Source organism: Chryseobacterium capnotolerans (genome assembly GCF_021278965.1).
Classification (GTDB): domain Bacteria; phylum Bacteroidota; class Bacteroidia; order Flavobacteriales; family Weeksellaceae; genus Chryseobacterium; species Chryseobacterium capnotolerans.
Window position 1 is genome coordinate 1597831 of sequence record NZ_CP065589.1, and the last position, 26803, is coordinate 1624633.

The window sequence follows — 26803 nt, forward strand, 5'->3', positions numbered from 1 at the left end:
ATTAACCTTAGCATATGAAGTACAGACTATGGCATTTTAAAGAAACACTTGCAATGGACTTTCTGGTGGAAAGCCGTTACCAATATGCCAGGCACCTGCTGTTTCTGATTTCCTTTTTCCTTTGGTTATATAGTGCCAGATTCTGGCAGTCATTTTCAGGAATACATCAGCTGTATGTACTGCTTTTTGTGTATTCTATACTTATTACAATGATATATATTAATATTTATGTCCTTGTGCCTAAGCTCTTTTTTAAAACAAGATATATTGCATATCTGTCGCTTCTTATCATTATGGGAGTGATAGGAATTAATATTATAGGATTTGGCTTCAGGTCGGTTTTCGCTGATTTCAGGGCTGGAGATATCCCCAGACAAACCGAAAAAGGAAGTGTTTATGAAGGAGTGTTGATGTGTATTCCTATCATTTTTACAACCACCACGGTCAAGCTGCTGCAGAAATGGATTAAAGATAATCAACGAATCAATGAGCTAAGTAATCTTACCATGCAGATGGAACTGAATGAATTAAGAAATCAGATCAATCCTCACTTTCTGTTTAATATGCTGAATAATGTAAAAGCTCTTATCAGAACAGATCCTGGAAAAGCTTCAGTGGTGATTGTTAAGCTTTCGGAATTTCTCAGATATCAGCTTTATGAAAACAGTGCAGAAAAAACACTCCTAACCTCAGAAATTGATTTTCTGTCTAATTTTTTAAACCTTGAAAAAATAAGACGTGAAAATTTCACCTTTGATATTCAAACAAAAGCTGAGAACAGAACAATCAATACGACCTTTATTCCTCCGAATCTTTTTACAACTTTTGTAGAAAACGCAGTAAAACATAGTGTGAATATCAGTGGGAAAGAATCTTTTGTAAAAATAAATATCAGTATTGAAGAACAAAATCTCTATTTTAAATGCGTGAACTCCAGAGATCCTGATTATTTTATTTCAGATAAGAAGAACAGCGGCCTTGGTCTTGCCAATATTACCAGAAGATTAGAACTTCTTTATAATGATACTTTTGATCTGAAAATAGATTCAGAATCTAAAGAATATACTATCCATTTAAAAATTCCTATATGATGAATTGTATTATAGTTGATGATGAACCCTTAGCAAGAGGAGAAATGCGTTCCCTCATCAATGAGACGTCAAAGATTGATATTCTGGGTGAATTTTCCAATGCTCCCTCTGCCCTGGATTTCCTTAAAGATAATGACGTAGATCTTATTTTTCTTGACATTGAAATGCCAATGGTCACTGGATTGGAATTTGCAGAAATGCTTCCCAAAAGATCACTGATCATCTTTACGACAGCTTATTCCCAATATGCTTTGAAAAGTTATGAACTGGAAGCAGTAGATTATCTTTTAAAACCCATTGATCCGCAAAGACTTGAAAAGGCAATCAATAAAGCTGTATTATATACCAAACTTCTTTCTAATGATACCATAAAAAATACGGTGGAGTCCAATACTGCTGATTTTTTATTCATTAAAGCAGACCGCAGGTTTTACAAGATCAATTTTGCAGATATTAAATTTATAGAAGGACTGAAGGATTATGTAGTCATCCATACCAAACAGCAAAAACTTATTACAGCGATGAACCTTAAGACAATTCATCAGAAAGTTTCCGGTGAGAATTTTATCAGGGTCAGTAAGTCATATGTGGTGAATGCAGATTATATCGATTCATTTGATAATCATAATATATACATTGAAGAAGCTGAAATTCCTATTGGAGAAGTGTATAAAGCCGATTTTTTCACAAAATATGCTGGCGGGCTTTTAGGGGCAGATTGATAATTCATAAGCTATAGTGGAAACTTACTGCCCATAAAATCTATCAAAAAAGATTCTACTTAATAAAGCTTCTGGTCATTTTCGCAATAAAAGCTCCTTCTTTTTCCAATTCCTGTTTTTTTCTTAATCAGTTTTTGTCCGCAGATTGGGCAGATGGATTTTGTGTGTACCAGCCAATGTTTTTTAAGAGTAAATTCTCTTTTCCACTCCAGAAATTCAAAACTGTAATTTCTTGCTTCTGCAATAAGTTCCTTACGCTTTTTAGCCGGAAGATTTCCTATCATGCTTTCCGGTTGTACACCAATTCTGAACAAAACTTCATTCTTAATAATATTTCCGACTCCAGAAAAAATATTCTGATCCATTAATGCATCACATACCATCATTTTCGGATTGGATTTCAGTTTCTTTTCTGCTTTTTCAGAACTCCAGAGACTGCTCATCACATCTGCTTCCCAATCGATAGCAGAAAGGGATTCTAATTCAACAAATTTTACAGAACAGGTATAAAAGTACATGCTTCCGCCTGAGAAAAATAAAGCTAACCTTAAGCTTTTGTCAGGCTTTGTCTGTTCATTAATATCATAAGAGCCGAACATCAGTAAATGAATACGGATAGCTGCTTTCTCGAAGACCAGATAAGTTTGCTTACCAAAGGTGCGGATCTCACGAAGCATCTGACCGCTAAATACTTCCTTATCAAATTTTGCATTACCTGATATGTCTGTTACTTTATGGCCAACAAACTGCTGCAGGTTTTCTTTCATTAAAATAATAGATGGACCTTCAGGCATAATGTTATTTTTCAATAAAAAAGTTCAAATACTATTCCGAAAAAATAAAATTATATAGCAGATATTAATCCATCGGGTTATAACTGGAACTTAAAATAATGATTTCATCTGTTCATTTGTCATTCTGCAGGAATCTCGGTAATGTTCTAAGATCCAAAACCAGATTCCTGCAGAATAGTAAATAGTGCCGTTATTTTTATTGCTTCTGTCCCACAAAACGGATGACAGAACCCGTTCCGTTGTGAAATAAACCTTCCTGAAGCTCAATTTCAGTTTCCTGAAGTTCTAGGATAGAATAGTTAGGGAAATCTGCTTTAATTTCTTCTATAGAAAACAGATCCTTTACATCTCTTGGTCCACCTACTTTTTCATTTTTGGTGACATAATCAAGATGCTTTTTACTGAAGGCTTCAAAAATAATAATGCCGCCTTTACGAAGATATTGATCCAGCATTTGATGAACAGATGATTTAATATCTCCAGGGAAATGAGCATAGATAAGAGCGATTGCATCAAATTGCTGTTCATGATAATCTAATGCTTGAAGTTCACCCACCTGATAATCTATAGTCACGTCATTCTGCTCTGCAAGTTGTAAAGCTTTGGATCTGCCTTGCTCGCTGATATCAAAAGAGGACGCTTTCCAACCCTGTAATGCTGCATACACAGAATTCCTGCCTTCACCATCTGCAGGAAACAAAATGGTGCCGGGATTTAATTTTTTGAGCTGTTCTTCCAGATAATTATTAGGTGCTGTTCCATATACAAACTCCTCGTGGGTATATCTTTCATTCCATTTATCAAGCCATGCAGTGTCTTTCATTTTTAATAGTTTAAGTTTTATCAAATGTAGGATGTTTTCAGCGGTATTACCCAACGGAAAAGACTCTGACAGCAATAGATTTTTTGAATGATCATATCTGTTTAAGAAATATCTGAATACTATTCCATAAAACTAAAATTTGGAGTAATTTTGAAAAATGATGAATTTAAACCAGATTTTCACCAATCAACGTACAGGAAACAACCCAAATACTAAGGCTTCAAGAACTGATTTTCAAAGGGATTTCGACAGAATTATTTTCTCTTCTGCATTCAGGAGACTGCAAAATAAGACCCAGGTTTTTCCTCTTCCCGGAAGTGTTTTTGTACACAACAGGCTGACACATTCCCTGGAAGTGTCATCTGTAGGAAGAAGTTTAGGAAGTATTATTGGTGAATTCATTGCTGAGGATTATAAAAGCGAACTGACCGAAGATTCAAAAAGTTTTTATCTATATAATTTAGGAAATGTAATTGCGGCGGCATGTCTTTGTCATGATGTTGGAAATCCTGCCTTCGGACATTCAGGAGAAGATGCTATAGCAAGCTATTTTGAAAGAAATGAAAAAGACCTGAAGTCTAAATTCAATGAAAAAGAATGGGCAGATCTGGTTAATTTTGAAGGAAATGCCAACGCCATCAGAGTATTGGCTCAGCAGCAGCAGGGAAAAGATGCTGGTGGAATCCAGCTTACATTTTCTACATTGGCCAGTATCGCAAAATACCCGTGTGAAGCAGTAGCCAAGAAAAAAGGAATTATTCACCGTAAGAAATTTGGATTTTTCCAGAATGAAAAAGATATTTTCCTTGAAATAGCAAAAGGAACTCAACTCATCTCCGAATGTGAAGAACCGCATATTTTCAAAAGACATCCTTTTGTCTGGCTGGTAGAAGCTGCTGATGATATCTGCTACAACATTATCGATATGGAAGATGCCCACAGATTGGGAATTGTATCCACTTCCGATTGTGAAAATCTTTTCTTCGAACTGGTAAAATCAGAAAGTAATGATATTGATAAGGTTAAAAATAAATTGACTTCCATTTCCAATGAAAATGAAAAGATCTCATATTTAAGAGCAAAAGCGATCAATGCCTTGATTAATAAGTCACTTGAAATTTATAAACAAAATTTTGAAACCATTCTGGAAGGGAACCTGGACAAAGGACTTTTGGATGTTTACAAATCTGAAAATACTGCTTTACAGGATATAGAATCATTCTCTATCGAAAAAATTTACAACCATAAAGCGGTTGTAGAGATTGAGAATGCCGGATACAACGTAATGTATGAATTACTGGATCATTTTATTCCTTCTATCCTGAAACCAGAGGATGAGAGAAAATCTTATGATAAGAAAGCCTTGAAATTGCTTCCAAGACAATTTGTGTATGAAAACGGAACCGATTACCAGAAAGTATTGGGAATCATAGATTTTGTTTCCGGAATGACAGATAATTACGCGACTGACCTTTATAGAAAAATTAAAGGAATCGATATCGGAATGACGGTATAAGCCTATTACATAAAGGCTGGAAGCAGGAAGAAAGGAAGCTGGAAGTTACTACTTCGCACTTCAATTACTTCCGGCTTCCAGCCTCAAACTTCCTTTCCCTGTAAGTCTTCCACGGTTTAAATATTATTTCTATCTTTATAAGAATCAATATTTAAAAACTAAACTATGGGTATTTTTCTGGCTCCCGTTATTATTTTCGGGTTAATTATTTTATTTGCATCGTTTTTTGTGGTTAAACAGGAGACGGCTGCAATCATTGAACGTTTTGGAAAATTCCAGGGAGTAAAGCATTCAGGACTTCATCTTAAGCTTCCCATCATAGATCAGATCGCGAAAAGATTAAATCTCAGAATCCAGCAGCTGGATGTAATGATTGATACTAAGACACTGGATAATGTATTCATCAAGATGAAAATTTCTGTTCAGTATCAGGTAATCAGAAATCAGGTTGGAGATGCGTATTACCGTTTAGAAAATCCGGAAAATCAAATCACCTCTTTTGTATTTGACGTTGTGCGTGCAGAGGTTCCTAAACTGAAGCTTGATGATGTTTTTGTAAGAAAAGACGATATTGCAGTAGCGGTAAAAAGTGAATTGCAGGAAGCAATGAACAGCTACGGATATGACATTATCAAGGCATTGGTAACGGATATTGATCCGGATGAGCAGGTGAAACATGCTATGAACCGTATCAATGCAGCCGAAAGAGAAAAAACAGCCGCAGAATATGAATCAGAAGCTCAGAGAATCAGAATCGTGGCTGTGGCAAAAGCGGAAGCAGAATCTAAAAAACTACAAGGGCAGGGGATTGCTGATCAAAGAAGAGAGATTGCAAAAGGACTTGAAGAATCTGTAAGAATGCTGAATAATGTAGAAATAAACTCACATGAAGCTTCGGCCCTTATCGTTGTGACGCAGCATTATGATACCCTACATTCCGTAGGAGCAAGTAACAGAAGTAACCTTGTACTTCTTCCCAATTCACCAACGGCTGCCAGCAGTATGCTGAATGACCTTGTGGTAGCAATGACAACTGCCAACACAGTGGGAGAGGCTAGCAAAGGAAAATACCCTGACCCACCACAAAAGGAGGCAGGATATTAATAAAGAAAGGGAGATGGGAGCTGGAAGAGGGAAGCTGTGATTGCCGAAAGTAGGGATGAAGGGTTATTTTAAACTACTTCCAGGGGAATGTCTATACAATACGATAAAAATATGTTCACCGGCTGATGGTAACTGCAAGCATCCAGCTTCAGACTTCCAAACCATAAAATAAAAAACGCTTCAGGAATTCCTGAAGCGTTTTTGTTTTATTTCTTTGTTTTAGAAACCTGTTCTACCAATGTATATTTTATTGAAGAGGCATCTGCCGGTGGATTAGCAATTTTTTCTGTTTTTACTTTTAAAACATATTCGTAACCCGGTTCGTAAGTGAATCCTTCAATGTTGCTGTAGAAATTACTCCAGTTTTCAGAAGCATTTTCTTTTACCTGTAGGCATTTCATACGGCCTGCTCCTGCGGAACAGTCTACGGTTTGTGCTCCTACAATAAGTGTTTTTTCACCTGCTGCTGCGGCATCTTTCTTCGTTTTCGAAACCTGCTTTATCAATGTATATTTTATTGAAGAAGCGTCAGCTGGCGGGTTGGCAATTTTTTCTGTTTTTACCTTTAAAACATATTCATACCCTGGTTCATAAGTAAATCCTTCGATGTTTGTGTAAAAATTAGTCCAGTCTTCTGAAGCTTTTTCTTTTACCTGCAGACATTTCATTGGAGCTACTCCTGTACAGTCTGCTGTTTGTGGTCCTACGATGAACGTTTTTTCATCTCCGGCAGATACTCCAGCTGTTGTTGTACATTGCGTCATTGCGAATAATGCTAATGCGGGTGCTGCCCCTTTTAGAATTGTTGCTATACTTTTCATAAACTTGATTTTAGACCTTACTTCGCAATTACCATGCCGAAATTTTCCTGAATTAGTGGATTTCAGGGATTGTTTTTTCGTTTTTTAATCATTTAATTTGAGGATCCAATTAACGAAATCAGAGAAAATCATATCGTAAGCAGAGCTAGTATGAAGATGCGAAATATTGGGGTCCAGGAAATTATGGACAGAATCAAAAGCTCTGAATAGAATTCTGTTTGATGAAGAAAATTAAAAGAATATAGGGTGTATATTTTTTTAAAAAAGAAGAGTAAGAATTAAATTGATGAAAAAAATATTCGTATTAGTTTCCGCTGTATGTATCACGACTAATGCATTGGCTCAACAAGCAGATAATGCACTTCAAGGCTATTTTGAAGAACAGGGAAACGAGACTTTTTATAAAAGTTTCAATTTTGATGGAAATGGTAAAATAGCGAACGGATTTAAAAGCAGCTATTACTTTACCAGAAATGATAGCTTAATTGTGATCCCGGATAAAGACGTATTTATTTTTAAGATTAAAAAAGATAAATTAATCGGAATTTCAGATTGGGTTAAAAATGGAGTATGGATTCGTAAAAAAGACAGCACCGAAGTTAATAATAGAGTAAACCCGGAGGATGCCCGGAAAAGAGCCATTTTATTGTCAGAGTACTACGATAAGACGAAAAATATGTCCGGATTGGATGCGTTGTTCTCCAATGCCAACGATTATACAAAAATCAGCGATGACTTTTGTAATCAAGGGCTGGCTAAAGCTTGTCTTAATGCCTTTGGATTAAAAATGATGGAATATACTCCCGGTTTTTTTGGAGATCTGGAAAAAATTAAAGATAAGAAGCTGAAACCCCATCCGGAATTAATAGAGCTTTCCAAAAAGATAATAGACCTTGGAGAACCGGAAGGATATAATATTCTGGGGGCTTATTATCATCTTTTAGGTCTTCGTGAAAAAGCTTTTGAAACATGGAAAGAAGGTGAGAAGCATGGTGACCCGGCCTCTCTGATGTCAATGGGGCTTATTGAGTTGGGTGAAGAGATGAATAAGGCTCCTAAAAGTCCCAGTATTAAAAAGAAAAAGAAAAAATAATGGAGAAGAAACTGTTGTTTTCATCTGTCTTGATTTTTAGCACTTTGGTAAGCGCACAGAAACTTAAGAAGGAAGATGTTATAGGTTTTTGGAAGCTGAAAGAAGCTGGATTTTATGAAGGGAAAAAGAAGATAGTTAAAGACTTTGACAACTGCCGACTGATGCGCAACTATGCTATACGAGAAGATGGTTTTGCGGTGTATAACTATATAGAAGGAAAAGTAGGAGATTGTATCCCATCAGAGCCAAGGCTTTCCTTCTGGAAAATTGTAGAGAACAGGATCCAGTTTTATGTGGATGATAAGAATATTCTTGAAGAAGTGGTGGTTACTGTAAATAAGGACAAAACAATGACTTTTTCAAGTTATATTCCTGTTCCGGTTAAAGATAAAGATCCCGAGTTGGAAAAGCTATTAAATACCATTCACTACGATATTGTAGAATCTGTATATTAAGATGAACCTATGAATTATGTTACTGTTATTTATCTCCTGAATTTAGTGGTGTATGCCATTTATTTCTTTGGAAAGGGGAGTAGTGAAGAGGTTATTACCATTGTAGATTATTCGATTTCTGCAGCTATGTCGCTTTTTTTAATTCTTGCCGGATACATTAACGCAAAGCAAAAAATGGCTTACAGGTCTGTCCTATGGATGTTTTTTGGGAACATTGTATTTTTTGCAATGTCCGGATTGTTTGACCAGTTTGGAAATGATTTTAATCTTTTGTCAATGGGAAATGATAGTTTTATTTTTACTCTGACTTTAGTAGCTTATAATGGCTATTTATTTCCGCTGATTGTGAAACTGGAAAGAACAGGTTTTTCCCTTGTATTGCCACTTGTATTGTCTTTTGTTCTGCCCTCTTTAGGATATTGTATTGGGAAAATAACTGCACCGAAAAATTCAACTTCATCTGAATAAATTTAATCTGAGTTCAGGCGTCTTGATGTTAAAGAGATTCTACAATTTATATAGTCCATTGTCATTTCAACGAAGGTGAGATTCTTCATTTCACTCCAATATATTCAGAACGACAGCCCACCTTTAAAAGCAAGCCGTAATGTTCATATTCCTACTATTTTAATTTCTCTTAATGGGTTAAAAAAATCATGTTGAAAGTAAAAAATAGAATGGTATGACGTTATGGATTTTGCACCTGATTGTCAGTACCTGCAAACTTTTGTTTACCGATTAAAAGTTCAAAGAAAAGCCTGAAATCTGAGATCAGTGACCACAACGGATATTTAAAGGTAGCTGGCTTATTTCTTTCGATAACTGCATGGCTAAACCAGGCAAATCCGTATCCTACGATCGGAATGTACCATAGAAATCTTTCCTTTCCTGAACTGATAACATATCCTATTACAACAAATATCAGTAGTGTTCCAATAAAATGAAAGATTCGGGTTCCTGTTTTACTGTGTTCCGTAAGATAAAACTGATAAAACTCTTTGTATGTTTTGATTCTTTCAGACATAGTGGCATTAGTTTATTGTTTCTGTTGGATTTACAGCAATAATTCTGCCGATTTTAATATAAGAGATAAAAAAGCAAAAAGGCAAAATAGCTGGATGTGCTATTTTGCCTTTTTAATGTTGTTATGTATTGTTTTTAGCTATTCTTTAGCTCCTTTCCAAGTTTACTGTTCTTATAACCATAGAAGAAGTAAATAAACATCCCAATCAGGAACCACATTCCAAACCAGAACCAATTTTCATGGCTCATTCCGGTAAGAAGGTATAAACAAGAACTTAATCCTATTAATGGGATAAGAGAAAGATTCTTGATAAAAGTAACCCCACATAAGATGAGATTGATGAGAATAAAGAAGAAAATAGAGGCTCTGAACTCTCCGTCCTTAGGATCGCTCCAATTCATTAGCGTTTGGAAAAACTCAGGTTGCCAATAGTAGAAAGCAATTAGTCCACCGATGAAAATAACCGGGAAAATAATTTTACCATTGATATAAGGAAGGTGAAATCTGCCTTTTATTTTTTCTTTGGCAGGAAGTGTTAAAACTCCGGCACAAACCAAAACAAATGCGAAGATGGTTCCGATACTCGTAAAGTCAAGGATGAAGGTTTTATCTGTAAATAAGATAGGAACTCCTACCACAATCCCTGTAACGATGGTTGCAAAAGATGGAGTTTTATATTTTGGATGAATTTTAAGGAACTTCTGAGGCATCAATCCGTCACGGCTCATCGCATACCATATTCTTGGCTGGCCCATCTGGAAAACCAATAGTACAGTGGTGATTGCCACAATAGCTACAAAAGAAACCACAAGCTCCATCCATGCTACATTCGCATTGGTTTTTTCAAAGATGAATGAAAGCGGGTCTCCCACACCATCAAATTTTCTGTAATCTACCATTCCTGTCAATACCAAAGTAAGAGCAATATAGATTACTGTACACAATACCAAAGAGATGATCATTCCTTTTGGTAAGGTTTTTTGAGGATCTTTTGTTTCTTCAGAAAGAACACTTAAAGCATCAAAGCCAATATAGGCAAAGAAAACCCCTGATACGGCACTCATCACTCCTGTAAATCCATTAGGCATAAAGGATGGAATTCCTGTCACAGGACTTATGGGTGTCCAGTTCTCAGTATTGATATAAGCAAAACCAACCAGGATTACCAATAGAATTACTCCTAGCTTTAAGATAACCAAAGAATTATTAAAGTTTTTACTCTCTTTTACCCCAACATAACAAAGCCATGTAATTAAACCATTAATGACCAATGCCGGTATATCAACAATGAACTTTAAGTTTCCAATTAATGGTGCTGATTTCCATGCATTTAATAGTTCTTTGTTTTCAGAACCGTTTAAGACAGCTTTCTTCGCTTCTGTGTAACTGCAGGTTAGGTAATCAGGAATGTGCATTCCGAGACGTCCTAAAAAGCTGGTGAAATAATCAGACCATGAAAAGGCTACATAAATATTTCCGAAAGAATATTCCATAATCAAAGCCCAGCCAATGATCCAGGCAATTAATTCCCCAAAACTGGCATAAGCATATGTATAGGCAGAGCCTGCTGTAGGAATTCTGCTGGCAAATTCAGCATAACAGAGAGCGGTAAAACCACAGGCAAAGCCGCAAATCAAATAGAGAAGAATCACACCAGGGCCACCTCTGAAAACGGCTTCTCCCAAACTGCTGAAACTCCCAGCTCCAATAATTGCCGCAATACCAAAAAATACGATGTCCCATACACCTAAAACTCTTAAAAGTCCTGTTGAAGTATCTGTATCCGAATAGACTTTCCTTCTAAAAAGTTGACTCATTCAATAACTATATTTGATTTGAAAAAAACAAATGTAATGATTTTTTATTTTGATGTTAACAGCTGTTAAGAACATTTAGATAAAAATGCTTAACGAAAATCCTTTAGTCTTAATAAACAGGTATTTCCACATAGCTGTCATTATACCATTTTATCTGCATAGGTTCTCCCGCATCCTGTATCGTTTCATCACTTACATCTTTACCTGTTCCGTAATTGAGCTGCCAGTTCGGATTTTTGTTAACGCCCACCAACAAAAGTAATTTACTTCCCTTTTCGATCTTTTTACTCATAACATAGGCATTTTTTATAGGAATCTGCTCAATAGTATTGGGAGTAAGAAGCTGGCGCGTCTCATTATTTTTAGCATAGCTGGCTCTTGCAATATGCGAAGATAATGAGATAAGTTTTCCGTCAGGTCTGATCTCATAAAGAGAAGCATTGGTGTCAAAATCCTTTTTGTTAGTAGAAATCGTAAAAAACCCTGAAATACTTCCACTGATAATAATATCCTTATCCAATACTTCACTTACAAAATAAGTAGAATTTGTAGTCTTAATGCTGTCATTTTTGCTTACTGCATAATAAGTGTCTTTATCGTTTCTATTGTTGAAATCTACAGTGAGAGGTGTAAAGTTTTGCTGTGTGGGCTTACTAAATACAGAAGAATTATTTTTACTGTTCTGAAGATAAAACTTCAAGTAGGAAGTATGCATTTTATCAAAAGAGGAAACATGTTTCCAGGAGTTGGTGTTCATGACCTGAAAATTAACCTTGTCTTTTAGAAGTTCCGGTTTTTTCCCATTTTTAAGAATATAATCAAACCATGAAAAGGCAAGATCGTCAATACTGATTCTGGCTGCCGGATCTATAGGACTTCCTTCAACGTATGTAAATCCGAAACTCTGTGCTCCGCCATGGTTGTAAGGGCCAATCACGAGATAGTGTTCCGCATTTTTATTATATTTAAGATGTTGGTTATAATAATATAATGCCCCGATCTGGTCATCGTCATAATAGCCGGTAGTGGTAAGAATTGGGATATTGATTTTGGCGAACTCCTCTTTATAAGGAACCATTTTCTGCCAGTATTGGTCATAACCCGGATGATCCAGCCATCTTTGAAATATTTTGCTTGGCTTTTTGCTGATACTATCCAGAGATCTGAATGAACTTCCGCTTTTATACCATGCTGTATTGATAGAATCCCATTTGGCCGCATTGTTGAAATCTATCTCATCGGTATACTTATTATTGGTAACATATTGAATCCATTGCAGCATATAGCTCATAAATACATTATTCCGGGCAGGATAATCTATTCCAATTCCTACAGAAACCTGTGGTACAATGGTTTTTAAAGCAGGATGCAATTTTTTCACAGCTGCCCATTGGCTGAAACCAAGATAACTTCCTCCAATCATGCCAACCTTTCCATTACTCCAGGGCTGTTTGCTTGCCCAATCGATTACTTCGTATAGATCTTGTGATTCATGTTCAAAAGGATTATTTTCATCATTACTATTTCTTTTGCCTCTTGTATTGACTACAAGTCCTATATATCCATAAGTCGCTGCTCTTGTTCCGAAAAAGCGGTCTAGTTCTCCGGCATAAATGTTATTGGTAAGAATAACAGGAAGGGGAGATTTATTCCCTTTTTTTCTAATAATGGTAAGGGTCAGCGTATTTCCATTCTGGATTTTAAGATCTTTTGTTTCTGTAATAAATCTTTCCTTGTCCTTTGCTGTCAATAGCTGTTTGATCTCAGGCTGGATGCCGGAATAAGTTTTATAATCCAAATAAGCTTTGCATAATGCCAAAGCCGATTTGTAATCTATACTGTCTTTTCCTTTCTGTTTATTCAGAGCCTTTTTAAATAATTTTCTGAAATTGTTTACATCACCAGCAACGGCAAGTCCTACCCTTGGAAGTAAGTGTTCAGGAAGACTTTCATACTTTTTATCAAATGCAGTCCGAAGCCCTTTTGAAAATGATATTTTAGTTTCTATTAATTTAGCCATGCTGTAGATTTCATAGCTCATAAATTTATACCCGGCCATATTATGGTCAGCAAACTGATTCCGATACTCGGTAAGTGTAGCAAGAGATTTCTGATAATCCTTAGCAATGATTTGAAGTCTGAAAAGGACATCTGATACATCTACAGTATTCTGAGGTTTGTGTTGTACAGTCTGTAGATTGGGAATTAGCTGGACAGCTAATATGGGCATTTGCTTTTCCAAAATAAGGGTGTCTGTAACAGCTGTTTTCGGAAAGTGAAATTTTTGAGCCTGTATAAGGTTGGCAAAAATTAATGCTAAAAGTATCTTAAATTTCATATTACAGTGTATTTATGGTATGTTTTTAGCTGCTGTTGAAAAAGTATCAGATCAAAATGTATTTTTGTTAACTGTTTACTGAAATTGTTTACATTTTTAACAGACTAAAGTAAGAATTTTTATCATACAATAGTGAAAAGTTTTTTACTCTTGCTAACACCTGTTTATGGTATTAAATCTGTTAAAACTTGCTTAAACAATAAGTTTTTAATATTTTCGTTAACTTATTTAGACTAATTTTCTTATATCAAGAAGAATGAAATCAAAAAAAATACTTTTAGCAGCTGCGGTTATCTATTTCGGAATTTCCGACGCTCAACAGTCCCAATATTTTACACAGAAAGAAAACTACAGATTTAATCTAGCTGAAAATCTTTATCAGACTAAAATATACAACGCCTCCCAATACGAATACGCAAGACAATATTTCTACAATCAGAATTTGTCCCGTTCAAAGAAGGAGGCGGCTCAGTTTTTTGATAATGTGATCGGTGTGATTCTTCAGAAAAATCATGCTGAAGAAGGATTAACGGCTTTCATGAAAGAATATCCTAATTCTGCTTATTTTGCTCAGGCTAATCTTCCTTTAGCGGATTATTATCTTGCAAAAAAGATTTTGACAAAGCATTGGAAACTTTAAAAAAGGTGAACCAATATCAGCTGTCAAAAGAGGAGAATACGCAGTATATTCTGAAGTTAGGATATGCCAAATTTATGATGGGAGATTCTAAGGGCGCGACGGATGCTCTGGAAGAAGCTTACAAAACTGCCGATCAGTCGCAAAAAGGAGATATTGCCTACATGCTTGGACATTTGTATTACAGTAACAGGCAAAATGATAAGGCTTTCGAATATTTTGACTCTATAAAAGATCAGGATAAATTCTCAAGGCTGGTACGTCCGTATTATGTACAGATGTATTATAATGATAAGAATTATGATAAAGCAATTTCTGAAGGAAATGCATTATTGAATGAAAATATTTCAGAATCATACAAAGCAGAAGTCCATAAAATCATTGGGGAGAGTTACTTCATGAAGAACGACTACAATGCTGCTTATCCCCACTTGAAGGACTACCTGAATGTACAGCAGAATCCTTCTGAAAATGACCTTTATGAAATGGGGTTTGTGGCTGCTCAGCTGAAAAAGTATGATGAAGCGGTTTCTTATTATAACCAGCTTGTTAACAGTAATTCAGCATTAGCACAGAATGCTTACTATCAATTAGGAAATGCTTATTTAGCGGTTGATAAAAAGCAGGAAGCCCTTTCTGCATTCCGTTCTTCTTATCAGATGGATTATGATGCAAAAGTGAAAAAGCTAGCACACGAACAGTATGCGAAATTAGGATACGATATCGGAAACCCGTTTGAAAATCCTTCTACCGTTCTTCAAAGCTATATCAATGATAACCAAAATGCTTCCAATGCTTCAGAAATGAGATCACTATTGGTGAAATCATATTTGTATTCAGGAAATTATAAAGAGACATTAAACGCTATTGATAGATTACAAAGCTCAACACCTGATATCAATAAAGTGGATCAGGAAGTTTCTTATTTATTAGGAACAGAAGAGTTCAATAAAGGGAATTATGATGAAGCAGAGAAATATTTCTTGAGAAGCTTAGGCTTTAATATCAATAAAGAATTTAACAGCAGAGCTTTATATTGGCTGGCTCAGGTATATTATCAAAAAGGAAATTATCCGTCTGCCATTGTTCGTTATGAAAAGTTGCTTAATGAAAACTTCCCGGAAAAGCAGCAACTGCCATATGATTTAGGATATGCTTATTTCAAGGCTAAGAAGTTCGATCAGGCAGCTACTTATTTCAAACAATATCTTACAAATCCAAAACCTGAATTTAAAAATGATGCAGAGCTTCGCTTAGCGGATATTCATTACGCAAATAACGACCTGAACGAGGCCATTGCGATTTATGATAAGAACCAGGATGCTACAGATTATACCTTATATCAGAAAGCAATGGCTTTAGGATTTAAAGGAGATACTCAGGCGAAGATTACCAATTTAAAGAATCTTTTATCCAAATATCCGGATTCTGAATATTATGATGATGCACAATACGAAATAGGAACAGCTTACGCAGCTCAGGATGATTTTGCAAACTCCAATGATTATTTTGGGAAAGTTATAAAAACATCTTCAGATAAAGACCTGATCGCTAATGCTTCTATTTACAGAGCACAGAATTATATCGACCAGAATCAGAGTGATAAAGCACTTTCTGAGCTGAAATCATTGGGAGAACAGTATAAAAATACAGCATATGCTCAAAAAATAGTTCAGGCTGCAAAACCTGTATTCACGAAGAATGGAGATGTGGCAGGCTATGAAAACTTTGCAAGAAGCATAGGCGTAAATGTTGATGCATCTGAAATTGATGAGATCAACCTATCTACAGGAAAACAATATTTCGCGAAGAAAGACTACAAAAACGCGATTTCTTATTATGAGAAATATCTAACGCAGAATCCAACGGGAGAAGGGCTTTATCAGGCTAAATATGAATTGGGAGAAAGTTATTATCAAACTAATAATTCTACAAAAGCTTTACTTGTTTTGCAAGAGGTGGCCGGAGTTCAGAATGATTATCAGGATGATGCTCAAACCCGTTTAGCACAGATCTTCATTGCACAAGGGAATACTGCTGAAGCTAAAAAATATCTTGAAGGAATTAAGAATTCTTCCAATATAAGCATTAAAAACTATGCGAATGTTGAGCTGATGAAGCTGTATGCGGATGAAAATAACTTCTCTGAAGCAGAAAAACTGGCCAATGCAGTGATTGCCAACTCCAAAAACTCAGCAGCAGTTATAGAGACGGCGAAAGTTATCAAGGCGAGAAGCTTGATGAATTCAGGAAAAGATAAAGATGCTCAGGCAGCTTATGTTTCTCTTGAAAAATCGTCCAACACTTCGGTAGCCGCAGAAGCACTGTATGCAAAAGCGTATTATCAGAATAAAGGAAAAGCCTTTAAGTCTTCTAATGAAACAATTTTCAAGCTTGCGAATAATTATGCATCTGAAGAATACTGGGGTGCAAAAGCCTTGGTATTGATGGCTAAAAACTATATCGGCTTAAAAGATAATTACCAGGCTAGTTATACTTGTGACCAGATTATTGCCAATTATAAGAGCTTCCCGGATATCGTAGCAGAAGCGAAAGAAGTTAAAAAGCAGATTAAAAAGTAAAAATGCAGTATCCTGTTCATGTAAACAGACATTAGTGCATTTTACATGGATACATAAATACAAGAAGTAGTAATGAACAGAAAAATTCAATTATTATCCATCATATTTTTAGGGGTTTCGCAGTTTGCGTTTTCCCAGATCAAAGAGGAAAAGCTGGTTCTTAATAAAAAAAGAGAACCGGAGGTGAAGAAGATCGAGAAAAGAAGACTTCCGTGGAAACCATTAAAAACTATCCGCCGGAAGAGAAATCCCAGACTCCTGTAAGATATACTATTACAGATGTTCCTGCAGTTTCTGACTTCAAAACTTCTACCATTCAAGGGGAGGATGTAGCTCCAAAATTTGACGGGACGGCCCAGAATAACTATGTCCAATTTGGAATGGGTAATTATGGGAAGATCCTGTTAGATGGAAATGTATCCAAAACCCTTCAAAATAAGTTCGAAGTAGGAGCAGATGTACATTTGTTGTCTACAAGTGGTCTTAAAAATGATTACGACTGGAAATCAAAACAAACATCAGCAACCATAGGAGCTTTCCTTAACTCTTATGGAGATAAAGGAAAATTCAATATCAATGCTGAATATGGATTGAATAACTATAACTATTACGGGATTTATGCTTTAACGCCCTCAGCAGACGTTGATTTAAAGCAAAAAGTCAATCAGTTCAAAGTGAATGGATATTATGATTTCTATTCTAATGAGATTCTGAATGATGTAAGAGTAAAATCTTCATTCCTGAAAGATCATTTTGACGCTCAGGAAAACCAGGTTTCGGTTTTAGCTAACTTCTCTAAGCATGCTGTTGAGTTAGGTAAATCAGGGATCAATCTGAATGCGGATTTAGGGGTAGGGTTAGAAGCTGTGAAAACAGACTTTGAAATGGTAGATAAGAATTCTTCCAATTTCTTTAATACCAGCTTAACTCCAAAAGTGACCTTCAGAAAAGGAGAATCTTATTTGATGCTAGGATCAGGATTTTCTTTCCTGAATGCTAAAAACTCAAACATACACATGGATCAGGTGAAGAACAATAAAACCTATTGGTTTCCACAAGCTGAGTTCCAGGTGGCTGCTGCTAAAGAATTTAAATTCTATGGTGGGGTAGACGGTGGTCTTAAGCTTAATACTTACGGAGATCTTCTTCAGGAGAATCCTTATGTGCTTTCTGACCAGTATTTAAAGCCTACAGAAACAAAATATCACTTTTATGTAGGATTAAGAGGAGATATTGATGAAACATTGAAATATGATGTTTCTGCCGGTTTCGGAAAAATGAAAGACATCATGTTCTTCAGAGCAAACAATCTTTTTGATAATAATTATACCCTGAACCGTGCCGCTTATGACTATGCAAACACATTCTCTGCAATCTACGATGATGGGAATGTAAGTGATATCAAAGGAAGTGTTCAGTATTTCCCATTAGAAAACTTAATGATTGACGGGGAAGTAAGGTTTACAAAATATAACTTGAAGAACTACGATAATATCTACAACGTTCCATTAGTGAACGCTAGTATTGGCGCAAAATATACGATGCTTGACAAGAAATTATTGCTAGGTTTCAAAGGAATTTTCGCAAGCGACAGAACAACCAACTCTTTTTCAATCGAAGGAATTGCAGATGCTTCAGCTCCTAATGGAATGATTTACCGATCATTAGAAAACACGAACGATAAAGTTGGTGGTTACGCCGATTTAAATCTTTCTGCAGAGTATAAAATTCACAAAAATTTCAGTATTTTCGCACTCGGAAATAACCTTCTAAGCTCAAAATATCAAACCTACAAGGCTTATAAAGTCTTAGGCCCACAAATTTTGGGTGGTGTGAAGATTACCTTCTAAATCATACGTAATAAGCAATGAATGATAAGTAATATTGTATTACGCATTACTTATCATTTATTACTAATGAATACGGCTGCATAGTTTAATGGATAGAACTTCGGATTTCGGCTCCGACAGTGAGGGTTCGAATCCTTCTGCGGTCACTCAGACGGACGAGACATTTTTATAATGTTTTGTCCGTCTTTTTTTTGTAACTATTGTTAATGTCTAGATGTAAGTGTGTTGGAGTTTAATCTTGTGTTCGAAATGCATTTTATTCAAACTTAGTTTTCTACTAAAATTGAATATAAATAAACCTATTTCTTAAATAACTTATTTTTTCTATTTCTATTTCTATTTCTACTTCTATTTCGGAGTGTGTTTTTAATTATTTTATTTTTTCATTGGTAAAGAATACCTTATTAGTTTTTACTATCTCTTTTTGCATTTTTTTTGTTTATAGTCTATTTATATCCTATTTATATTCTGTTCTGTTTCTTTAATCTTAATGTAAATATTTGTATTTATATGATTGATTATTATGTTTTTATGAAATTTATTTATATCGTTTGTTTATGTATTTAATTTTTCATTTCTCAATTTCAATAAATAAAAAGTATATTTATATACTTTAATATGTATATTTGTATACTAATTTGTTTGATATGAATTTTGATCTTATAAAATCAGTTGTAGAACTCATTCAGCAATTTATAGAGCAGAATGAAGGGAAAGCGATGTATAGTAACGACCTTCAGGGTTTTACAGAATGGATCAATGCTTCGCATAGGGGGGATTCAATAGAAGAACCGGATTGGGTAGGAAAAGATTTGGGAAGAAGTGCAGACAGTGTCATCAATACTTTACTGATAAAAATGGGAAGGTATGCGAAAACGTATTCACGTTCAATTGGTAATTCAATTTTTTCAAGTCAGGATGACTTTATTTATCTGATCGGTTTGAAGACCAGAGGAACAATGTCTAAAATGGAACTTATAAGATATAATGTAAGTGAAAAATCTTCAGGGATACTTATTATTAATCGTTTAATCCGCAATGGCTGGGCAGAACAGACTGTTTCAGAAGAAGATAAAAGAACAAAACATATTCAGATAACAGAGAAGGGGCTTGCTGTATTAGAGGAACATATGGATGGGATTCGTAAAGCTTCAAGAGCGGTAGTAGGAAACCTAAGTCATTCTGAACAGATGCTGCTCATTGCCATACTTTCTAAACTGGACGAGTTTCATGATTCTTTTTACCGTATGTATCTGGACTCTAGCGACCTCCTGGATGTTGTGTATAAAAGATTGAATTAATGAAATAGTAGAAATCTGTGTTAAAACTATTAAATAAATAACAATGAAAACGGGAAGCTTAAGAAAGAAAATAGCAGTGATAGGTTCTGGATTTTCCGGGCTTTCTGCTGCTGCGTATGCTGCAAAATCAGGAAATGAAGTGCATGTATTTGAAAAGCATCAGCAGCCAGGAGGACGGGCAAGACAATTTAAAACAAAAGAAGGTTATGTTTTTGATATGGGCCCAAGTTGGTATTGGATGCCTGATATTATTGAAAACTTTTTCAATGACTTTGGCTGTAAAGCGTCTGATTTCTTTACACTGATTTCTTTAGATCCCCAGTTTGAGATGGTCTTTGAAAAAGAAAATGTTGCCGTTCCCCAAAAAAATGATGAAATCCGTGAGCTATTTGAAAAAATAGAAACAGGAGCGGCCGGGCAATATGACCGGTTTATGGAGTCTGCGAGATTTAAATATGAAGTGGGAATGAGAGAGTTTGTAACAAAGCCCTGTTACAGCTGGTTCGAATTTGCTTCCTTAAAAATAGCAGGTTGTGCCTTGAAGCTTGATCTTTTAAGTGATTTCAGGAAATATGTTTCAGGTTATTTTACAAATCCCAAACTCAGATCCCTGATGGAATTTCCGGTTATATTTCTTGGTGCTTCCCCCAAGGATATTCCTGCTCTTTACAGCCTTATGAATTATGGTGGGTATGTATTAGGCACAAAGTATCCAATGGGAGGATTTTATCAACTCATTCTTGCAATGAAAGAGGTTGCAGAAAAACAAGGGGTAACTTTTCATTTTAATCATGAAGTACAAAGAATCAACACGGATAACGGAAGAGCGTCTTCTTTAACAATAAATGATGAAAACTATGAATTTGATGCCATCATTGCATCGTCAGATTATCATCATACAGAAACTTTAATCCCCGATGCACTTAGAAACTATGATGATGAATATTGGAAAACGAGAACATTTGCTCCGTCCTGCCTTATTTATTACCTCGGGGTAAAAGGGAAGATCCCTCATTTAAAACATCATACTCTGTTCTTTGAAAATGAGCTTGATGAGCATATAGACTGTATTTACAAAGATAAAAAATGGCCTGATAAACCACTTTTTTATTCGTGCTGCCCCTCAAAAACAGATTTGGGGGTAGCTCCGGAAGGTTGTGAAAATCTTTTTCTGTTGCTGCCTCTGGCACCAGGAATAGATGATGAGGAAACTGTAAGAGAAAAATATCTTATCAAAATGCTTGATAGAATAGAAAGACATACGGGAGAGATTGATCTTATTTCCAGAATTGAATATAAAAAAAGCTATTGTGTAAGTGATTTTATTTCCGATTATAATGCTTATCAGGGAAATGCCTATGGATTGTCCAATACTTTATCTCAGACAGCAGTATTAAAACCTAAAATAAAAAACAGAAAGCTGAGGAATCTTTTTTATACAGGGCAGCTAACGGTTCCCGGGCCAGGTGTTCCTCCTTCTATAATTTCGGGTAAAATTGTAGCATCTGAAGTTAGTAAACTAAAAATAAAATAATATGAAAAAATTGTTTGATGAATTGTCTTACGAGGTTAGTAAGTGCGCTACACAAAAATACAGTACCAGTTTTTCATTGGGAATACTGGCTTTGAAGCCTTCCATTAGGCCTGCGGTTTATGCGGTTTATGGATATGTTCGTTTGGCAGATGAAATTGTGGATAGTTTTCATGGTTATGATAAGGAGAAGCTTCTGAAGAGATTAAAGGCTGAAACCCATGAAGCATTGCAGGATGGTATATCGCTCAATCCGATTCTGCATTCATTTCAGGAAACCGTCCGTCAATATGATATAGACAAGAAGCTGATCGATCAGTTTCTTCACAGTATGGAAATGGATCTTCATAAAATTGATTATAACTCAAAATTGTATAAAGAATATATCTACGGATCTGCGGAAGTGGTAGGTTTGATGTGTCTGCAGATATTTACTGAAGGCAATAAGAAACAGTATGAAAGGCTTAAACCATATGCAATGAAGCTAGGATCTGCCTTTCAGAAGGTTAATTTCTTAAGAGATCTCAAAGATGATTATCAAATCTTAGGAAGAACTTATTTTCCTTCCGTGAATATGTCAGTTTTTGATAATACAGTAAAAACCCATATTGAAAAGGAGATTGAAGAAGAGTTTAAAGAAGCGTTGCAGGGTATAAAAAAGCTGCCGGGCTCATCTATTTTCGGTGTATACCTTGCCTACAGATATTATCTCTCCCTATTTGAAAAAATAAAGAAAACAAGCTCCCAGAATATGCTCCAGCAAAGAATCAGAATTGCCAATTCACAAAAGCTGTTGGTGGCGTTCAAAAAGTTATATCCGTTACAAGTCTGCTTATTTCTGACAATAAGTTTCCGGATTAAGAATGATTTTTTGAAACGTTTAACGATTAATAAAAAATAAATGATGTACAGATTATACAGAGAACAACAGCTTAACTGTAATATTGAAACAGCATGGGAATTTTTTTCCTCCCCTCATAATTTATCAGAAATAACTCCTGAGAGCATGGGTTTTGTAGTGCTTTCCGATGTGAAGGATAGGCCTATTTTTAAAGGGATGGAAATAGATTACACAGTTTCTCCTTTGCTGGGAATTCCATTGAGTTGGAAGACAATTATCAGTCAGGTGGATGACTATAAAAGCTTTACAGACTTTCAGAAAAAGGGTCCATATAAGCACTGGAACCATTTTCATGAATTTATTCCTAATGAGCATGGAGTCCTTATGAAAGATACAGTAGACTATGAACTCCCATTAGGAATGTTAGGAAAAATAGCCCATCAGATGTTTGTAAAAGAAAAACTAAAAACCATTTTCGATTTCAGATACAGGGTTTTGAATGACCTTTTAACAATAAGAATAGTTAAAATGAATGTTTTAATCGTTTTATGCGTATTTATTTCCATGGAAGGAGCTACATGGCTGATCCATAGGTATATTATGCACGGTTTTTTGTGGGCCCTTCACCGGGATCATCACGATCATAGCCATGACGGGAAACTTGAAAGAAATGATTGGTTCTTTTTCATTTTTGCAACCCCGGCTATCGCTTTATTATATCTGGGAGTACAACAGGATTTTAGTTATTGGTTTTTTATCGGCTTGGGGATCAGTCTTTACGGAATGGCTTATTTCTTTGTACATGATATTTTTATTCATCAGAGGGCAAAGATTTTCACTAAAACAAAGAATCCGTACTTTCTTGCTATCAGACGTGCTCATAAGCAGCATCACAAGCATTTGGGAAAAGAAGATGGAGAATGTTTCGGTTTTCTGTGGGTTCCTTTTAAATATTTTAACATGTATTTTAATAAAAAATGATGCCTTATACTTACATATTGATTAATTTTTTCACTGTAATTATTTGTTTCTTAGCCTCTTTTGATGGAAGGATACAATTTAATAAGCTTTTCGGAAAATTTTTGCTCTCATCTACAATTGTAGCCATTCCTTTTATTGTCTGGGATATATGGTTTACTGCGAAAGGAGTGTGGTGGTTTGATCTCCATTATACCCTGGGAATTAAAATAGCGGGGCTGCCGGTAGAAGAATGGCTGTTTTTTTACTGCATTCCCTTCGCCTGTGTTTTTACTTATTATTGCCTGGAAAAATTCTTTACTCTAGAATGGATTAGTGTTTTAAACAATCTCATTGTGTTTACGTCTGTTATTGTTCTTGGTGTCATAGGTCTTCTATATTATGAACGAATATATACTTTGCTGACAGTAATTGTAACGATACTTACGCTTTGCTATCTGCATTTTATCGCTCAAAAAGAATGGTTGGGAAAAGCCAGTTTTGTGTATCTGATTTTAATGCCCGGTTTTTTTGCTGTAAACGGAATCCTTACAGGTTCTTTCATTCCCTCGCCGGTTGTTAATTACAATCCTGATGAATTTTTAGGAATTAGAATGGGAACTATTCCTGTTGAAGATGCTGTTTACGGTTACAGCCAGTTTTTACTCAATATTTATTTCTTTAAAAAAATAACGAAAAATGAAAAATAGAATCATACTTACATTGTTGATAAGCTTCGGATTTTTAAATGGCCTGATCTCCTGTTCTTCTATGCCTGAAAAAGCAAAACCTGTCAATCAGTTTGACGTCAAACGGTACTTGGGTACATGGTATGAAATAGCAAGATTTGATTACCGTTTTGAAAAAGATCTTGATAATGCAATGGCACAATACAGCCTTAATCCGGACGGAAGTGTAAACGTAGTCAATAGCGGATATCATTTTAAAAAGAACAAATGGGTGTCTGTTAATGGTACCGCTAAATTCAGGGGAGATAAGAATACAGCAGCACTGAAAGTAAGTTTTTTCGGACCTTTCTATGCCGGATATAACGTCGTCGCGCTCGAAGATTACAAGTATGCATTGGTTGCAGGTAAAAACTTAGATTATTTGTGGATTCTGTCCCGCGAAAAGACTGTTCCGGAGAATATAAAACAAAATTTTATCACCAAAGCTCAGGAGATCGGTTACGATACATCAAAACTTATCTGGGTAAAGCAGGATAAAAAAAGCCCGTTCGATAAATAAATATATCAACTTAAAAGAGAAAAAAAATGCTCAAAATACAAGCACAATCAAAAATACCTACAGATTACGGCATATTCACGGTATATGCATTTTCAGAAAGTGAAGAAGACTGGAGTCCCCATTTGGTTTGGGTGGCAGAGAATACAGATTTTACAGCAGCAGTAAATGTACGTTTCCATTCAGAATGTATTACGGGAGAAGTTTTTCATTCCAAAAAATGCGAATGCGGACAACAGCTGGATGCTGCTATGAAATATATGACTGAAAATGGAGGAGTCATCATCTATCTCCGTCAGGAGGGAAGAAATATCGGAATTATCAACAAACTGCGGGCTTACGGACTTCAGGAAAAAGGATTGGATACCGTTGAAGCCAATTTGAAGCTTGGGCTCCCAGCGGATGGAAGAAACTTTGATGTAGCCGTTGAGATGCTGAATATTCTAAAGATAAAAGAGGTTAATTTACTAACTAATAATCCAGACAAGATCAAATCTGTTGAGAACAGTGATATCATTCTCAACAGCAGAGTTCCTTTGGAAATAGACTCTAATGAGATGAATCAAAGTTATCTTATTAAGAAAAAGGATTATTTCGGCCATCTTTTAGAGAAGATATAATGTCTTGATCTAAGGCATAATGTTTTTTATGATACATTTAAATTCAGAACCCCATGGAAAAAATTCTGCTTACCGGGGCTACCGGATATATTGGTAAAAGAATGATCAGTGTCATTGCTGCGCAAGGCTATAAAGTGGTATGCTGTTGCAGAGATGTCAAGCGGTTTGAGCCAGGTATGGATATTGATGTTAATCGCGTTGAAGTAATTGAAGTTGACTTTCTGAAACCGGAAACATTAAAGAATATTCCCGAAGATATTACAGGAGCGTATTATCTGATGCATTCCATGAGCGCTGCTGAGAATTATGAAGATACAGAAAAGAAATGTGCCTATAATTTTTCTCAATACATAGAAAAGACGCAATGTAAACATATCGTGTATCTGTCGGGTCTGGTGAATGAAAAACAATTATCAAAGCATTTGAGCTCTCGGTATCAGGTTGAGAAAATTCTTATGAGTGGTAAAGTTCCTGTTACTGTTCTTCGGGCAGGCATTATTATTGGTTCAGGAAGTGCTTCTTTTGAAATTATAAGAGATCTCGTTGAAAAACTCCCTGTGATGATTGCTCCTAAGTGGCTGTATACGAAATGTCAGCCAATAGGAATTGCAAATGTTCTGGATTTTCTGATTTTTGTTTTGTTTAAAGAACAGGCTTACCGTAAAGATTTTGATATAGGATGTGATGATATTCTCACCTATAAGGATATGTTGCTGAAGTTTGGAGAGGTAAGAGGTTTAAAAAGGACTATTTTTACCCTTCCGGTGATGACTCCAAAGCTTTCTTCCTATTGGCTGTATTTTATTACTTCAACCTCTTATAATCTGGCAAAGGCCCTTGTGGGGAGCATGAAAATAGAAGTGGTGTGCAGGCCTGAAAGTCTGGCTCAGATTAAATCCATCACACAGATACAGCCGTTTTCTTATGAAACCGCACTCAAAAGGACGTTGGCAAAAATTCAGTCCAATGAAATCATCTCAAGCTGGAAAGACAGTTTTATCAGCAGCCGGAATGATTCTACATTAAAAGAATATCAGGATGTTCCCAAATATGGATGTTTTACAGATCTCAGAACAGAAGAGTATGATAACAGGGAAGCTTGTGTGAACCGGGTTTTTCAGTTGGGTGGTAAAAATGGATGGTATGGGCAGGGGTTATGGAAAATAAGAGGCTTTATTGATAAATTTTTTGGCGGGCCTGGGCTCAGACGCGGAAGAAGACATCCTTCTGATCTTAAAGAAGGAGATGCTTTGGATTTCTGGAGGGTACTATATGCTGACCGTAAAGAAGGGAGGCTGATTTTGCTGGCTGAAATGAAACTTCCGGGAGAAGCCTGGCTGATGTTTAAAGTGTATAAAAATAAGATATGGCAGAAGGCCGTATTTCGTCCAAAAGGCCTGTGGGGAAGAATATATTGGTTGATGGTCCTTCCGTTTCATGGAATTATTTTTAAAGGAATGATTAAAAACCTTGCTAAGGATAAATAGACTTTTTTAATAGTAAGAATAGGATTGAAGGGGTATATTGTTTTGAATATGAGATGGATAGTTCAATATACAATAAGCGGCTAAATGACAATTTGATATTTTAAGAAATTTTAACATTGTAAATATTCTTTTAGGCATAAACATTGTTTATTTA

At 35.6% G+C, this 26803-nt stretch carries 20 protein-coding genes, 1 tRNA gene and 3 pseudogenes; 18 read left to right on the top strand and 6 right to left on the bottom strand.

The window, feature by feature from the left end:
* The first annotated feature begins 14 nt into the window (after nucleotides 1-14).
* Both H5J24_RS07480 and H5J24_RS07485 read left to right on the top strand, forming a co-directional pair.
* Nucleotides 15-1091, top strand: a complete 1077-nt coding sequence (locus H5J24_RS07480) for a sensor histidine kinase (protein WP_068943712.1) — start codon at nucleotides 15-17, stop codon at nucleotides 1089-1091.
* On the top strand, nucleotides 1091-1813 hold the full coding sequence (locus tag H5J24_RS07485) for a LytR/AlgR family response regulator transcription factor (RefSeq protein ID WP_068943711.1): 723 nt from the start codon (nucleotides 1091-1093) through the stop codon (nucleotides 1811-1813). Before H5J24_RS07480 ends, H5J24_RS07485 begins: the two co-directional genes overlap by 1 nt.
* Before the next feature lie 59 nt (nucleotides 1814-1872).
* Here H5J24_RS07485 and H5J24_RS07490 read toward each other — a convergent pair whose 3' ends face one another.
* Both H5J24_RS07490 and H5J24_RS07495 read right to left on the bottom strand, forming a co-directional pair.
* On the bottom strand, nucleotides 1873-2622 hold the full coding sequence (locus H5J24_RS07490) for a DNA-formamidopyrimidine glycosylase family protein (RefSeq protein WP_232816179.1): 750 nt from the start codon (nucleotides 2620-2622) through the stop codon (nucleotides 1873-1875).
* A gap of 181 nt (nucleotides 2623-2803) precedes the next feature.
* On the bottom strand, nucleotides 2804-3430 hold the full coding sequence (locus tag H5J24_RS07495; protein WP_068943709.1) for a class I SAM-dependent methyltransferase: 627 nt from the start codon (nucleotides 3428-3430) through the stop codon (nucleotides 2804-2806).
* 160 nt (nucleotides 3431-3590) lie between these two features.
* Here H5J24_RS07495 and H5J24_RS07500 point away from each other — a divergent pair, with 160 nt between their 5' ends.
* Both H5J24_RS07500 and H5J24_RS07505 read left to right on the top strand, forming a co-directional pair.
* A complete protein-coding gene (locus H5J24_RS07500; RefSeq protein WP_068945133.1) occupies nucleotides 3591-4946 on the top strand; it encodes a deoxyguanosinetriphosphate triphosphohydrolase in 1356 nt (451 codons plus the stop codon).
* A 165-nt stretch (nucleotides 4947-5111) separates the two neighbouring features.
* Nucleotides 5112-6050: an SPFH domain-containing protein gene (locus tag H5J24_RS07505; protein WP_068943708.1), complete on the top strand. Its 939-nt coding sequence runs from the start codon at nucleotides 5112-5114 to the stop codon at nucleotides 6048-6050.
* A 206-nt stretch (nucleotides 6051-6256) separates the two neighbouring features.
* Here the strand turns inward: H5J24_RS07505 and H5J24_RS07510 are convergent, their stop codons facing one another.
* Entirely contained in the window at nucleotides 6257-6871 is a 615-nt protein-coding gene (locus tag H5J24_RS07510; protein WP_228407644.1) for a DUF4377 domain-containing protein, read from the bottom strand.
* Between the two features lie 286 nt (nucleotides 6872-7157).
* Here H5J24_RS07510 and H5J24_RS07515 point away from each other — a divergent pair, with 286 nt between their 5' ends.
* Genes H5J24_RS07515 through H5J24_RS07525 form a run of 3 tightly spaced genes read left to right on the top strand, consistent with a single transcriptional unit; the run spans nucleotide 7158 to nucleotide 8887 of the window.
* Nucleotides 7158-7964, top strand: coding sequence for a hypothetical protein (locus H5J24_RS07515; protein ID WP_068943707.1), 807 nt, complete (start codon nucleotides 7158-7160; stop codon nucleotides 7962-7964).
* Nucleotides 7964-8419 (top strand): lipocalin-like domain-containing protein, encoded by a 456-nt coding sequence (locus H5J24_RS07520; RefSeq protein ID WP_068943706.1) that lies wholly within the window; start codon nucleotides 7964-7966, stop codon nucleotides 8417-8419. The genes H5J24_RS07515 and H5J24_RS07520 overlap by 1 nt, the downstream gene beginning before the upstream one ends.
* A 9-nt stretch (nucleotides 8420-8428) precedes the next feature.
* Nucleotides 8429-8887, top strand: a complete 459-nt coding sequence (locus H5J24_RS07525; protein ID WP_068943705.1) for a hypothetical protein — start codon at nucleotides 8429-8431, stop codon at nucleotides 8885-8887.
* Between the two features lie 220 nt (nucleotides 8888-9107).
* Here H5J24_RS07525 and H5J24_RS07530 read toward each other — a convergent pair whose 3' ends face one another.
* The 3 genes from H5J24_RS07530 to H5J24_RS07540 all read right to left on the bottom strand — a co-directional run bounded on the left by H5J24_RS07530 (nucleotide 9108) and on the right by H5J24_RS07540 (nucleotide 13598).
* Nucleotides 9108-9443 carry an Mpo1-like protein gene (locus tag H5J24_RS07530; protein ID WP_068943704.1) on the bottom strand — a complete coding sequence of 112 codons (336 nt, stop codon included), beginning with the start codon at nucleotides 9441-9443 and terminating at the stop codon, nucleotides 9108-9110.
* A gap of 134 nt (nucleotides 9444-9577) precedes the next feature.
* Nucleotides 9578-11260 (bottom strand): APC family permease, encoded by a 1683-nt coding sequence (locus H5J24_RS07535; protein ID WP_068943703.1) that lies wholly within the window; start codon nucleotides 11258-11260, stop codon nucleotides 9578-9580.
* 109 nt (nucleotides 11261-11369) lie between these two features.
* On the bottom strand, nucleotides 11370-13598 hold the full coding sequence (locus H5J24_RS07540) for a CocE/NonD family hydrolase (RefSeq protein WP_068943702.1): 2229 nt from the start codon (nucleotides 13596-13598) through the stop codon (nucleotides 11370-11372).
* A gap of 256 nt (nucleotides 13599-13854) precedes the next feature.
* Here H5J24_RS07540 and H5J24_RS07545 point away from each other — a divergent pair.
* The 11 genes and pseudogenes from H5J24_RS07545 to H5J24_RS07595 all read left to right on the top strand — a co-directional run bounded on the left by H5J24_RS07545 (nucleotide 13855) and on the right by H5J24_RS07595 (nucleotide 26649).
* Nucleotides 13855-16817, top strand: a pseudogene (locus H5J24_RS07545) (tetratricopeptide repeat protein).
* Nucleotides 16818-16889: 72 nt separating this feature from the next.
* A pseudogene (locus H5J24_RS07550) lies at nucleotides 16890-18667 on the top strand (TonB-dependent receptor).
* 74 nt (nucleotides 18668-18741) lie between these two features.
* A tRNA-Arg gene (locus tag H5J24_RS07555) sits at nucleotides 18742-18813 on the top strand.
* Between the two features lie 501 nt (nucleotides 18814-19314).
* On the top strand, nucleotides 19315-19968 hold the full coding sequence (locus tag H5J24_RS07560; RefSeq protein ID WP_068943699.1) for a MarR family winged helix-turn-helix transcriptional regulator: 654 nt from the start codon (nucleotides 19315-19317) through the stop codon (nucleotides 19966-19968).
* A gap of 43 nt (nucleotides 19969-20011) precedes the next feature.
* Entirely contained in the window at nucleotides 20012-21502 is a 1491-nt protein-coding gene (locus H5J24_RS07565; protein ID WP_068943698.1) for a phytoene desaturase family protein, read from the top strand.
* Nucleotide 21503: 1 nt separating this feature from the next.
* Nucleotides 21504-22341: pseudogene (locus H5J24_RS07570) on the top strand (phytoene/squalene synthase family protein).
* A 527-nt stretch (nucleotides 22342-22868) separates the two neighbouring features.
* Nucleotides 22869-23321 carry a sterol desaturase family protein gene (locus tag H5J24_RS07575; RefSeq protein WP_068943695.1) on the top strand — a complete coding sequence of 151 codons (453 nt, stop codon included), beginning with the start codon at nucleotides 22869-22871 and terminating at the stop codon, nucleotides 23319-23321.
* Nucleotides 23321-24007, top strand: coding sequence for a lycopene cyclase domain-containing protein (locus tag H5J24_RS07580; protein ID WP_232816367.1), 687 nt, complete (start codon nucleotides 23321-23323; stop codon nucleotides 24005-24007). Before H5J24_RS07575 ends, H5J24_RS07580 begins: the two co-directional genes overlap by 1 nt.
* Nucleotides 23997-24545, top strand: a complete 549-nt coding sequence (locus tag H5J24_RS07585; RefSeq protein ID WP_068943693.1) for a lipocalin family protein — start codon at nucleotides 23997-23999, stop codon at nucleotides 24543-24545. Before H5J24_RS07580 ends, H5J24_RS07585 begins: the two co-directional genes overlap by 11 nt.
* A gap of 26 nt (nucleotides 24546-24571) precedes the next feature.
* Nucleotides 24572-25162 (top strand): GTP cyclohydrolase II, encoded by a 591-nt coding sequence (gene ribA / locus H5J24_RS07590; RefSeq protein WP_068943692.1) that lies wholly within the window; start codon nucleotides 24572-24574, stop codon nucleotides 25160-25162.
* Between the two features lie 53 nt (nucleotides 25163-25215).
* The gene (locus H5J24_RS07595; RefSeq protein ID WP_068943691.1) at nucleotides 25216-26649 is read left to right on the top strand and encodes an SDR family oxidoreductase; all 1434 of its coding nucleotides are present in this window, start codon (nucleotides 25216-25218) and stop codon (nucleotides 26647-26649) included.
* Nucleotides 26650-26803: the final 154 nt, after the last annotated feature.